The sequence below is a fragment of the Psychrobacter sp. CX18 genome (assembly GCF_057396215.1).
Genome location: NZ_JBXYJH010000003.1, coordinates 59,258 through 71,778 on the forward strand (window position 1 = coordinate 59,258; position 12,521 = coordinate 71,778).

9 protein-coding genes are annotated in these 12,521 nt (G+C 41.5%); 2 read left to right on the forward strand and 7 right to left on the reverse strand.

Annotated elements, in window-relative coordinates:
* Positions 1–179 precede the first annotated feature (179 nt).
* Positions 180–2,129, forward strand: coding sequence for an anthranilate synthase component I family protein (locus AC2SLT_RS02400; RefSeq protein WP_486545885.1), 1,950 nt, complete (start codon positions 180–182; stop codon positions 2,127–2,129).
* Between the two features lie 152 nt (positions 2,130–2,281).
* Here the strand turns inward: AC2SLT_RS02400 and hisC are convergent, their stop codons facing one another.
* Positions 2,282–3,382: a histidinol-phosphate transaminase gene (gene hisC / locus AC2SLT_RS02405; RefSeq protein ID WP_486545886.1), complete on the reverse strand. Its 1,101-nt coding sequence runs from the start codon at positions 3,380–3,382 to the stop codon at positions 2,282–2,284.
* Positions 3,383–3,761: 379 nt separating this feature from the next.
* Positions 3,762–5,057 carry a histidinol dehydrogenase gene (hisD, locus tag AC2SLT_RS02410; RefSeq protein ID WP_486545888.1) on the reverse strand — a complete coding sequence of 432 codons (1,296 nt, stop codon included), beginning with the start codon at positions 5,055–5,057 and terminating at the stop codon, positions 3,762–3,764.
* An 812-nt stretch (positions 5,058–5,869) separates the two neighbouring features.
* Between hisD and AC2SLT_RS02415 the strand changes: the two genes are divergently transcribed.
* Positions 5,870–7,366: an esterase-like activity of phytase family protein gene (locus AC2SLT_RS02415; protein ID WP_486545889.1), complete on the forward strand. Its 1,497-nt coding sequence runs from the start codon at positions 5,870–5,872 to the stop codon at positions 7,364–7,366.
* A gap of 253 nt (positions 7,367–7,619) precedes the next feature.
* Here AC2SLT_RS02415 and hisG read toward each other — a convergent pair whose 3' ends face one another.
* From hisG to AC2SLT_RS02440, 5 genes are all read right to left on the reverse strand, one after another.
* Positions 7,620–8,291 carry an ATP phosphoribosyltransferase gene (gene hisG, locus AC2SLT_RS02420; RefSeq protein ID WP_486545891.1) on the reverse strand — a complete coding sequence of 224 codons (672 nt, stop codon included), beginning with the start codon at positions 8,289–8,291 and terminating at the stop codon, positions 7,620–7,622.
* 360 nt (positions 8,292–8,651) lie between these two features.
* Complete coding sequence (gene murA / locus AC2SLT_RS02425; protein ID WP_486545892.1) at positions 8,652–9,926, reverse strand: UDP-N-acetylglucosamine 1-carboxyvinyltransferase; 1,275 nt, start codon at positions 9,924–9,926, stop codon at positions 8,652–8,654.
* Between the two features lie 163 nt (positions 9,927–10,089).
* Positions 10,090–10,344 (reverse strand): BolA family protein, encoded by a 255-nt coding sequence (locus AC2SLT_RS02430; RefSeq protein WP_486545893.1) that lies wholly within the window; start codon positions 10,342–10,344, stop codon positions 10,090–10,092.
* A gap of 281 nt (positions 10,345–10,625) precedes the next feature.
* On the reverse strand, positions 10,626–11,645 hold the full coding sequence (locus AC2SLT_RS02435) for a BON domain-containing protein (RefSeq protein ID WP_486545895.1): 1,020 nt from the start codon (positions 11,643–11,645) through the stop codon (positions 10,626–10,628).
* A 272-nt stretch (positions 11,646–11,917) separates the two neighbouring features.
* Positions 11,918–12,457: a YraN family protein gene (locus tag AC2SLT_RS02440; RefSeq protein ID WP_486545897.1), complete on the reverse strand. Its 540-nt coding sequence runs from the start codon at positions 12,455–12,457 to the stop codon at positions 11,918–11,920.
* Positions 12,458–12,521 lie beyond the last annotated feature (64 nt).

Here is a 12,521-nt window from a genome sequence, read left to right on the forward strand (position 1 = left end):
TTGACGCTATTTACTCTATCTTATGTAATCCTTCACACAATATCAGTTTAAACAGTGTTATCAGGCTTTGGTTCAATGTAAAATAATTCCCTTGTTTTAGGGTATCTTAAGTAACGAGACTCCTTTTCAAACCTTGCCCTCTTTCTAGAATTGTCCTATTTTAATCACATTGAGTATTTATGATTTATCGTACCTTCTCATTTAATAATATGCCAGCGCACCAACTTGTGCCTCGTTTAGTGACCTTTTTTGACAGGACTGGTTTTAGCAATACTGATTTTGACAACTCCGAACTTTGGCAGTTATGTTGGCTTAATAATGAAGGTGAAGCGGTCATTGGGCTATTACCTAAAACATCGTGGACGGTGGTTAAACAACACTCTTGTGAACCAAAGCAATCTGCATCAAAGCAGTGCGATGGACAAAAACAGCGTCCTGAGTACAATAATAATCAGGATGGCCATCACAGTCTTACTATTAAGATCTTAAAATCTACCCGTCGTCAGCCAGAAAAAGATGACCCTAATCGTCTTAGCCAAAACGCTGATTTATTAACAAGTAACACTTATCTAACATCTTATAGCGAATGGATTAATGAGCTGATTGACTATGCCAATTTGCATCATGATCATTCTTCTTATCAAAAGGGAGGTGCGCAGGATTTACCCAAAACTTTAGCGTTAAACCTTAATCAAACCCTAAATTCTACAACAATTAATCATACAAATAATGAAGCCAATACTAGCACCCCTCCACATTACCCAACTAATAATCAACCCAACCCTAAGCCCAAAAAACCTTTAGAAAAATCAAACCAATGCTATCAGCAGGGTTTTATGGGGTTTATCGGCTATGATCTAAGTGCAAAGGCCCTCAGTCCCAATTCAGATATTAAGGTCGCTGATCAGCCCTGCGCCTTTATGGCTCATTATGATATATATCTGACTCACCATACAACGTTAGGCTGGCAACTTCATGTTCAGCCTGAAACTGACATGGCCGTGATAGAGTTTGTTTTGCAGTATTTGCAACGCTTTGAGGATAGCTTAGCCTCCTTAGCATCGCAAACCGATGACAATCCTTTACAAAGCCATGAAAGTGGTTATGAGTATGGTAATAGCAATAAAATGGTTAACCTGCCTACGCCAGCATTATCCTTACATCACGTCTGGCGATTTAATGACTATCAACGTGCATTTGCCCAAACCCAAAATTATTTGTATCAAGGCGACAGCTACCAAATAAATCTGACTCAAAAATGGCAAGGTCGACTAGGTCAACGCTCATGTGATGACAACCCTTCTGCGACTAAACTAACAATAATGTCTGACGGTCAAAATCAGACTGACCCTATTGAGTCAATGTCGCACCGTATCAAACTGGTTAATTACCTCCCTGCTCTACATGAGCAAACCCAGGCTCCGTTTGCGGGCTATTTAGCGATTAATCCGTCTTATGGCAGCGCTCATGATCAGTCAAAACGGCACTCTTTTGAGCTACTCAGCTGCTCACCTGAGCTTTTTGTTCAGTTCAATAGAACTGAAGATGGCAAACAGCAGATACTCACCAAGCCCATCAAAGGAACGCAACCTCGCGGCCAGACCGCTGAACAAGATATGCAGTTAAAGTGTCAACTGGCCAACAGTGCTAAAGACAAAGCAGAAAATGTGATGATAGTCGACTTACTGCGCAATGACTTGGGCAAATATGCTGAAATAGGCAGTGTACAGGTTCCGAAGCTGTTTGAAATTGAGAGCTTTAGTAATGTCCATCATATGGTCAGCTCGATTACCGCCATTATTAATAAAACACACCATCCGCTTACCGTGTTATTTGACAGTTTACCTGCCGGATCAATTACTGGCGCCCCAAAAAAACGGGCAGTTGAAATTATCAGTGAGCTTGAATCCGGTCCACGAGGTGCATACTGCGGTACCATGGGATATCTAAATTTTGATGGGACAGGTCAATGGAATGTCCTGATTCGCACCCTTCAAGCAAACCAATATGGTGAGGTAAATTTATGGGCGGGTGGCGGTATCACTGTCGGTTCAGAGTGTCAGGCCGAATACCAAGAGTGCCATGATAAGGTGGGTAATTTACTGCGTATTTTAAATAATGAGAGTTAGGGCATATCCGTATACCCTTTTACTTCAAAAAAAGAGCCCTTCCTTTTATAAAAGAAGGGCTTATATAAAGAAAGGGCTTAAAGTGATTTGATAAGATCAATGTATATTACGAGATAAAGACGTATTGATAACACTCAGATTATCACGACGCCTTATTCGCTCAACAGCTCTTTTAAAGCCTCAATTAAGCGCTGATTTTGCTCAGCGGTACCAACGGTAATACGCAAGTATTCATCGATTCTAGGCTTATCGAAATAACGAACAACCACCCCTTGCTCACGAAGGGCTAAGGCAATGTCGCTAGCATTACCCAGCTTTGGACGGGCAAATATGAAGTTGGCTTGCGACGGCAACACCTCAAATTCTAAAGCAGTTAAGGCTTGAGTCAACTGCTGGCGTAAAGAAATAACCTGTTGACGAACGTCTTCAAAGTAGGCTTTATCTTTTACACTAGCCAACGCCCCTACCTGCGCCATTCGATCTAGCGGATAGCTGTTAAAGCTGTTTTTCATACGATTTAAAGCTTCGATAAGCGATGGATCACCAAATGCCATGCCCACTCGCAGACCCGCTAAAGAGCGTGACTTTGAAAAGGTTTGAGTGACTAAAAGATTATCGTACTCATTAATTAAGCTAACGGCAGATACGTTACCCTGTTCACTGTCCGCAAAGTCAATATAAGCCTCATCAATCACAATCACCGCATTCGGATGCTCGCCGACCAACTTACTGATGGCATCTAAGGGCATCAAAATGCCGGTCGGAGCATTCGGATTGGCGATGATAATACCTGAACACGGCTGACGATAATCATCGGCTTTAATCGTAAAATCGTCACGTAGTGGTATCTTAATCAGCTCGACCTCAAAGGCTTCAGCATAGACTGGATAAAAGCTGTAGCTAATATCTGGCGCTAATAAAGGGCGCTCCTTTAAAAAGAAACTGGCAAACACCAAAGCCAACACTTCATCAGAGCCATTACCGACAAATACCTGGTTGGTGTTTAAGTCATAAAGTTCCGCCAGCGCCTGTTTTAAATCCTCTGATTCTGGATCGGGATAAAACCGAAGTAAATCTGCTTGATTGGCTAATACGTGACCAACGGCTTCCGCTACTTTTGGAGAAGGTGGAAAAGGATTTTCGTTGGTATTAAGCTTGCATAAATTGTCATGTTTTGGCTGTTCCCCTGGGACATAGGGGGTTAAATGGCGTGTTTTATTTGACCATAATCGGGTATCGGGTTTAAATTCCATAATTTTATTTCATCATTTTATAAGTAAAGTTTTATGTTATGAGCGTGGTTTTCTGTTTGTTTTGATGTTTGCTTTGCTACTTATTTTAATATGTCCATAGTATCAATATCACAACGCATTAATATTAATAGCTTTTAATTAATAACCACTTACCGCCGCCAAATTTAGTCTGAATGTCTAACAAACATTCAAAAGCAACTGTCACTAAAAAAGACTTGCATTAAAAAGCGACTTGCATTAAAAGCGACTTGCATTAAAGAGCGTCTAAAACTAATAATTACTTATCACTAAACAATCGTCTAAGCTAATTAATTACACCCTTATCAGGTCAGCTAAAAGCTAAACAATCCGCCTTAATGTATATCTGTAAAAAACGATGCTAAGAGCTGCGATAACGTGCCGAACGAGCATGCGCTTCTAAATTCTCTTGCATAGCCAAGGTATCAGCCACTTGCGCTAAAGGTCTTGCACCTTCAGGCGTGCAGTAAATCAAAGACGATTTTTTCTGAAAATCATAGACACCTAAGGGTGAAGAGAAGCGGGCAGTCCCTGAGGTTGGCAGGACATGATTAGGACCTGCACAGTAGTCACCAATGGCTTCAGGGGTGTGGCGTCCCATAAAAATCGCCCCTGCGTGGCGGATATCGTTAATCAGATCATTAGGATTATCAAGCGACAATTCTAAATGCTCTGGGGCAATACGATTGATGACCTCTATTCCTTGTTCCCGTTCCTTTACTAAGATTAGAGCGCCGCGATTTTGTAAAGCCTCACGGGCGATATCAGCTTTGGGCAATTGCTCTAAAGCTTTTTCGATAGCTTGCGCCACTGCCTCTAACTGAGCTTGGCTTGTGGTAACAAAGATGGCCTGCGCCACAGTATCATGCTCCGCTTGCGACAATAAATCCATCGCTAGCCAGTCCGCATTATCATTTGCTTCCCCTTCAGCATACACCAACACCTCAGAGGGGCCAGCAATCATGTCAATACCGACCTGACCAAATACAGCACGCTTAGCGGCCGCCACATATTTATTCCCAGGTCCAGTGATTTTATCAACCTGTGCAATGGTGTCAGTACCATAGGCTAATGCTGCCACTGCTTGCGCGCCGCCTATGGTAAAAACTTTATCAACACCTGATAAATGCGCCGCTGCCAATACTAAGGGGTTCAGCTCGCCTTTTGGCGCTGGCACTACCATAATTACCTCGCCAACACCTGCTACCTTTGCGGGTATGGCATTCATTAATACCGATGAAGGATAGGAGGCCAAACCTCCAGGTACATAGATGCCTACCCGATCTAATGGCGTCACCTTTTGACCCAAACGATTGCCAAGCTCATCGGTATAATCCCACGTCTGTTGTACTTGACGTTTATGAAAATCTTTAATGCGCTTAGCTGCCGTTTCAAGCGCTGTTTTAATATCAGACTCTAAGGTGTTAAAAGCATTTTTAAGCTCATCTACAGTTACTATCAAGTCTTGCATACTTTTTGCTGGATGGGCGTCAAACTTCTGCGTCAAAGACAATACAGACTCATCGCCCGTTTTCCGAACTTGATTGATGATGTCATCTACGGTGCTTAGTAGCTGTTTGTCATTGACCGTTTCAAACGCCAATAATTCGTTGAGTTGTTTATCAAAATTAGCATCAGTGCTGGTTAGTGTACGCATGAAAATTCCTTAAAGCTTGATTGGCTAAGACGCGCTAATGGTTAAAACGGTTAAACAGGTGAGTTATGACAAGATACAACTTAATGGCAATGTTTAATGACTAGTATTACTTTAAGCAAAGTGGTTTTCTAATACCGTTACTTTAAAATAGTTACTTTAAAATAGTTACTTTAAAATAGTTACTTTAAAATAGTTACTTTAATGCATTAGAAGATTTTTATAGGTCTATAACGATTTAGCAATCTAGTGTAGCACGCACTACATAGCGTTTTATTGACGCATAAGTTTTGTTTTCATTAATTTTTATTACATCAATGAGCCGTTAAATTTTAAACCATTCACGTTAAACAACCTACTAATAATTGTAATTAATGAAACCAATAACACCTTAAAGGTGTTGCACACAATAAAAGGCTATAAGCTAGAAACAAGCCATCTTAAAATCAAATCGGTATGTCTAATAAGGTTAATTCAATCCGTAAATCATTGCGTTAATGAGATACTAAATAAAGTGCATACTGTGGGTAACTGTGACTATTAACTCACTATTTCACTATACTGACACAATGTTAATGTAGTGTAACAATTTATATTTTCTAATATTGCTACTGGTTTTTAAAGACAATCATTACGTGTTAAAAGCTGCTGTTATTTGCATAGCAGTCGTCAGTCGCTTAATACATAATTGATGTCATCACCCCGCTGCAGTTTAAATAGCCGTACTTTAAATAACAGCACCTTAAACAACCGTACTTTAAATACCTATACCTTAAGCAATCATTAACTGGACTCAATTAAATTGGATTAAAAAGATGAATCTTACACAAAAATTATCATCAAAACTGTTTTTAACGTCGATATCTAGTGCTGTATTACTCGCTTTAAGTGGCTGCGCGTCTACACAGTCATCGCATCAAACGTCTCCCTCTACTGTTGTCTCAAATCAACAATTAACAAGTCAACAATTGAACAGTATTATTGCCTCCTATCAGCAAGGGGCTACTCTACCTTATCAGCCCATGCTTAAAGTACGAAATGCGTCCTCGGGGACTGAGCTTGAGATACGTAATGGGGGTTATGGCTCCGATGCTGCCGCCCACCCCACTAATCCGATGCAATTTTACGCCCTAACCGACCGTGGTCCTAATGCCAGCCTTAAAGGTGAGTTGGGCAACGGTAAAATGTTCCCGACGCCTAACTATACCCCGCGTATTGGATTGTTTGAGCTGACCCAAAACGGTCAAGTGATCAAAGTAAAAGATATATTATTAAAGGATACCGCCGGTAACCCAATTTCAGGTTTACCCAATAAAGCCAACTTAGGGGGTACGGGTGAAACCCCTTATGACTTGCTAGGCAGACCGATTGTCGTCGATAAAAACAAACCCTTTAATGACACGACCAATCCTACCGTTACCGATGACTTTGGCTTAGATGGTGAAGGTTTGGTTGCGCTTAAAGATGGGACATTCTGGGTGAGTGATGAATATGGTCCTCATATCGTCCACTTTGATGCTAATGGCCGTGAAATCAACCGTATTAACGCCTTCGCTTCAGATACCCGTAATAACGTCGTGGTAAATGGCAAAAAGATCTTATTGCCCGCTGAATTTGCCAACCGCCGTGCCAACCGTGGAATGGAAGGTCTTACTATAACACCTGATGAAACCACGTTAGTTGGCATCATGCAATCGACAATGGACAACCCATCCAAAGCGGTTCGCAAACAAGATATCACTCGTATCGTGACCCTGAATTTGCAGACGGGTAAGGTCTCTCAGTATCTGTATAAGCAAGAGAAAGCACAAAATTCGAACTCCGGCATTGTCGCGCTCGATAACAATACCTTCTTAGTCATTGAGCGTGATGGCAGCTTTGAGCGACAAAAACCTGGGGCGCAAAAGCATATCTACAAGATCTCTCTAAATGGCGCAACGGATCTAGAAGCCATTGCAGAGACCGACAATGTTAAACAAGACAGTCAGCTTGGCTTAATGCTTGCTGGAAAAACTGTCGAGCAATACCTTATGGACGTCGGTAGCACAGAGTCTGGCTGGGATAAACTCACGCGTACGGGTATTAAACCGGTGAGTAAAAAGCTGGTCTTAGACGCGGTTAAAGCCTTCAACTATCCTCATGATAAGTTAGAAGGCATGTGGCTAATGGGCGATGGTCGTCTTGGCTTAATAAACGATGATGACTTTGCCACTTGGTCAACCGATGGTGTCCTTGAACAAAAACATCTTGATACCGCAAAAACAATTGAAGACGCCAATCGCTTGTATATTGCCACTGGTCTAGACTATTAATGAGATTGATATTCAGCAACTGCTATAATTTTATTCATTTAACTTAAGACTGCTGTAGATTTGAACCTAACTTAGTTTTCATTAAAAAATACCACTGGTTAACCAGTGGTATTTTTTATAGTTTGCACTTATTTTTGAAATATAGGTTTAAAGATAACACTTTAGAGACAAGACCTTAGAATGGTTCAGTTAATTCGATTCGCTCATATTAAGGAAAATGTTACCCAGCTACTTGTTAATACTTTACTCAACTTTAATCACTAACACTTTGCTTAAAGCTTTGAAATATTGGCTCAAGAAGTTCAAACTTACGTTTATAACTGACTTGATTGACGATCAAACGAGACGATATATCACAAATATGATCATGAGGCTCCAATCCATTTGCACGTAGCGTATTGCCGGTATCCACCACATCCACGATTAAATCCCCTAAACCAACCAAAGGCGCAAGCTCCATCGAGCCATATAATTTGATAATATCGACTTGTTGGCCTTGACTGGCAAAATAGGCACGTGCCACATTGACGTATTTTGTGGCAATACGCAATCGACGATTAGGCAACGTCGCTCCCTTAATGCCAGCTGTCATTAGCTTACACTGTGCAATTTTTAGATCCAGAAGCTCATAGACATGCTTAGCGCCATGCTCTAATAAAACGTCTTTTCCAGCGACACCGAAGTCAGCCGCACCGTGCTCTACATAAGTAGGAACATCACTGGCACGCAGGATAAGGACACGAACTTTGTCATGTGAGGTTGGGAATATTAATTTTCTAGACTTATCGGGATCTTCTAATAGTTCTATACCCGCAGCTTTTAACAAGGGTAACGTCTCTTTTAAAATTCGGCCCTTGGATAACGCTAAAGTCAGACCATCATAATCTTTATCTGCTTTATTCAATATTTCATTGGTTTTAGTCATAGTAAGACAAGTCTTTAATAGATAAGGGTAATAGTTTTTGGAATGGTTGATTTATACGGTCTACTTCTGCTGTTAATAATACCTTTTCTATAAAATAACCTATCTTTGTCAGTTTCGCTGAACCTACTATTTGTAGCGTTTGCACTCGTCTTCCTCGATAAGTTAATTGCTAGATTTGGTATAACCTGTATTCACAACCTAACCTAAATTAAAGTAGGCTATTTCGCCAACAACATTGCTGATATGGCACATATAAATGTGCAATCACTTATGTAGACAGATGACCACTGATGCTTGCGGATACAGGTTTTAAAGATCAACAGGTTTTAAAGATCAACAGGTTTTAAAGATCAACAGGTTTTAAAGATCTTTCACAGGGTTAAAGCGCTCAATATTAACCCCCAAACCACGTAGCTTTTCTTCGACATGCTCATAGCCACGATCAATATGATAGATACGGTCTATCAACGTATCACCTTCAGCAGCAGCGCCTGCCATTACCAGTGACATTGACGCACGTAGGTCCGTTGCCATTACAGGTGCTGCATTAAAAGCCTCTACCCCTCTGACAATCGCCGTATGACCATCCACCTGAATATCAGCACCCATACGCTTTAATTCTGGGACGTGCATATAGCGATTTTCAAAGATATTCTCAATAATCGTGCTGGTACCTTCAGCCAAGCAGCACACTGCCATAAGCTGTGCTTGCATATCGGTTGGGAAGCCTGGATGTGGCTGCGTACGAATATTGACGGGCTTAGGGCGACCGGTCATTTGCGCGCGTATCCAGTCTTCACCAGTGGTGATCACGGCACCCATCTCTTCAAACTTTTGTAATACGGGTTGCAGCAACAGTGGGTTGGTATTTGTCGTAGTCACATCGCCTTCAGTCATCAATGCGCCCGCCAAATAGGAGCCTGTCTCAATGCGATCCGCAACCACAGAGTGCTCACAACCATGTAAGCTCTCTACCCCTTCGATGGTTAAAGTGGCCGTGCCGATACCCTCAATTTTGGCACCCATTGACACTAGCATATTTGCCAAGTCGACCACTTCTGGTTCGCGTGCGCAGTTCTCTAATACAGTGGTGCCCTTGGCTAAAGTGGCGGCAATCAGGACATTTTCAGTCCCACCAACCGTCACCATATCAAAACTATATTGACAGCCGATTAAACGCCCCCCTTGAGGTGTTTTAGCGATCACATAACCGTTTTCTACATTAATATCTGCACCCATCGCTTTAAAGGCTTTTAAATGCTGATCCACAGGACGTGACCCTATTGCACAGCCGCCTGGAAGAGACACTTCTGCCTCGCCGAAACGCGCTAATAATGGCCCTAATACTAAAATTGAGGCACGCATGGTTTTCACCAGTTCATACGGCGCAAAATAGTTTTCAATACTGCTGGTGTCACAGGTAACCGTATTCCCCTCTTTACTGATTGAGATACCCATACCGGCGATCAATTTAATCAAGGTACGAACGTCTTGCAATGAAGGCACATTAGTCAATGTGGTCGGCGTTTCTGCCAATATCATCGCTGCAAGAAGCGGTAAAGCGGCATTTTTTGCACCTGAAATTTTAACTTCGCCTGCAATGCGACTGCGTCCTTTGATTAAAAATTGATCCATTGAATACGTTCCTAAAACTGTGGTTGCTTATTAGCATTGGATAAAGTGTTGAATAAAGTGAGCAATAACGTGTCAAACAAAATGTAAGCTAAATTGTTTAACCTTATTGCTAGGTTGATGAGCGTACGTATATGATTGATTCATAGGCGTATTAAACTCAAAATTAGTGACTTTCTTGTTTTTCTTCCCATTCTTTGGGAGTTAACGCTTGGATATTTAGCGCATGAATCTCACCACTGGCAATGATGTCATTCACTAAAGCATAAATCGCTTGCTGACGCTGTACCAAACGCTTTCCCTCAAAGCTGTCATCCACCACGCGCACATCAAACTTATTGCCTTGGTTGGCAGCTTGAATGAAAGCATCGGGATAATGGGTTTGTAAAAATGCAATTAAATCATCAGCGTTCATGCTCATAAAGTCTACCTATAATAATAGTCTGGGTGAATGTGGTTGGTTGAACGATAGTTGACCGAACATAGTTAATTGAATAAAGTTAATTGAATAAATTTGGGTAAATATGGCTACTTACTGGGCTTTATGTTGTCATCAATCAGCACACTACCGTTTTCAAGCAGTAGAATGATAATTATAACAAGGGTTAGAGCAATTTACCTAATTGACCTTAATGCTAATAGCAATACTGAAATCCATACAGCTGATAATAGCGATATCAATAGTCAGAATAATAAAAAGGTCTACCAGCCTGGCACCTGCTCTTTATACATCTCAATATAAGGACTGGCATAAGGTTGCGAGTCTTGACGATTAGCTGCAGGCGCAACAGCTCCTTGGTTTGTGCCCACTTGACCTTGAGGGGGCTGACCATGCGGGAGTTGACCTTGCGGAGGTGCGACAATTGGGGCCACTGTGGTCGGCACTGCAGATGCTGCTGTAGATGTTGTAGGCGTTGCATAAGAGGTGGGTGTTGAAGGAGAATAGCCAGCTTGGTTGTTACTACTAGATCCTTGTGCTTGCTGTGCTCCCTGAGCAGGCGATGATGCAACCACTACTGGCGCTTCACTATAACGCGCTACAGGCGGCTCAAGCCCGGTCTCTTGAGAAATACTGTTTTCATCAATCGGGGCACCATTGTCATCTATCAGCTCAGTTAATAGCACCAACTCTTTAATACCAACCGTACTGTCAACAATATTTAGTAAATGACCTCGTTGAGAAGGCGTTAGCTTACCCATCGCATAGACTACCCCGTCATCGGTAACGATCTTCACCTGACTGGTACTAATCGCATTATTTGCCAAGATCTTGGCATTGATTTTAGAGCTAATATAGCCATCATGGATGGTATAACTGGCCCCTTTGGCATTGGCCACATTGAGTCGATTATAAAACTGTTTGACATCTGGCATCGACGAAATAATACTGCTTATCTGCTGTTTGGTTTGCTCATCAGGAACTTCCCCTGTCACCAAAACTGTACTAAAAAAGCTGTCCACACTAATACGACTACGCTGATGCAAAGTAGGATCCATACGATTTATATTAACCAGTGCCGTATTTTCAATACCCCTATCCAAAAGACGCTGGGCTAACGAACGCTCAGTAACGGCCACACCGTAGGTATCCTCTGGTGAATTCATCGTTTGAATGGCAGTACAGCCAGACAACAGGCTGATGCTTAATAAAGCACCCAACGTCGTACGTTGAATAGTCTTAGTTGACATAGAGAATTTATGGGATAACAAAGCACTCACCATTTTAAATATCCTTATTGATAGCTTACTACTAAATCGTTCGTATTATATTTATACATCAGTATTTATGCATCATTTCTGCATTAACCTAATATGGCATGATACCCAATTTGTATTCGACAAAAACGGTGCTCAACTAAAACTGTACATAATTTCAAATAAAATTATGAGCATCTTAGTTTACCGCAATCCTGCTTACCTTAAAACAAACTTTTAAATCATGTTTAAAAACCAATGTACTTACAATTAACCAACTCTAACTAACCTACTTCTAACTACCATGCTGAAGCAATGAAAGCCCCTTGCACCCATTCAGGATCAACATTATCGTTCTGATTATTATATGACGTATTTGATAGGTCAGGGTTTGATGCATTAGAAGCCAATAATTCAGGGGTTGATTGAAACGCATTACCTAAATCAGATTGAGCTCGCCGTTGATTTGTATTGCTCAAACCCAATGGCTCATTATACGCCACCACATCAAAGCGGCATTCTAAATCAGCGTATTGAGGATGATACTGCATAAAATAACGCGCCGTTTTAATGAGTTTTCGCTGCTTCGATTTGGTCACACTCATGAGCGCATCCCCATATCCTGTTAGCTTTCGCTTGCGTACTTCCGCAAATACCAACGTATCCCATGACCTTCCCGGATGCAGTAATATCAAATCGATTTCACCCACCTTATGCTGTTGCCAGTTTTTTGCTATAACCACTAAACCTTGACGCTGCAAAAACTCCGCTGCACACTGCTCATAACCACCGCCATGACGCTGCTTTGGAGAACGAAGCCGTGAAGGACTAGAAGGCATAATGACAACTTATCATAGGTGGTGGCGTTAGGACATTCAATATTTAGGGTGTTCAATATAAAAC

Bases quoted from the DNA above. Each gene is read 5' to 3' on its own strand.
- AC2SLT_RS02400 (WP_486545885.1), top strand. From the start codon at position 180: ATGATTTATCGTACCTTCTCATTTAATAATATGCCAGCGCACCAACTT.
- AC2SLT_RS02430 (WP_486545893.1), bottom strand. From the start codon at position 10,344: ATGAGCATGAACGCTGATGATTTAATTGCATTTTTACAAACCCATTAT.
- hisC (WP_486545886.1), bottom strand. From the start codon at position 3,382: ATGGAATTTAAACCCGATACCCGATTATGGTCAAATAAAACACGCCAT.
- hisD (WP_486545888.1), bottom strand. From the start codon at position 5,057: ATGCGTACACTAACCAGCACTGATGCTAATTTTGATAAACAACTCAAC.
- murA (WP_486545892.1), bottom strand. From the start codon at position 9,926: ATGGATCAATTTTTAATCAAAGGACGCAGTCGCATTGCAGGCGAAGTT.
- AC2SLT_RS02440 (WP_486545897.1), bottom strand. From the start codon at position 12,457: ATGCCTTCTAGTCCTTCACGGCTTCGTTCTCCAAAGCAGCGTCATGGC.
- hisG (WP_486545891.1), bottom strand. From the start codon at position 8,291: ATGACTAAAACCAATGAAATATTGAATAAAGCAGATAAAGATTATGAT.
- AC2SLT_RS02435 (WP_486545895.1), bottom strand. From the start codon at position 11,645: ATGGTGAGTGCTTTGTTATCCCATAAATTCTCTATGTCAACTAAGACT.
- AC2SLT_RS02415 (WP_486545889.1), top strand. From the start codon at position 5,870: ATGAATCTTACACAAAAATTATCATCAAAACTGTTTTTAACGTCGATA.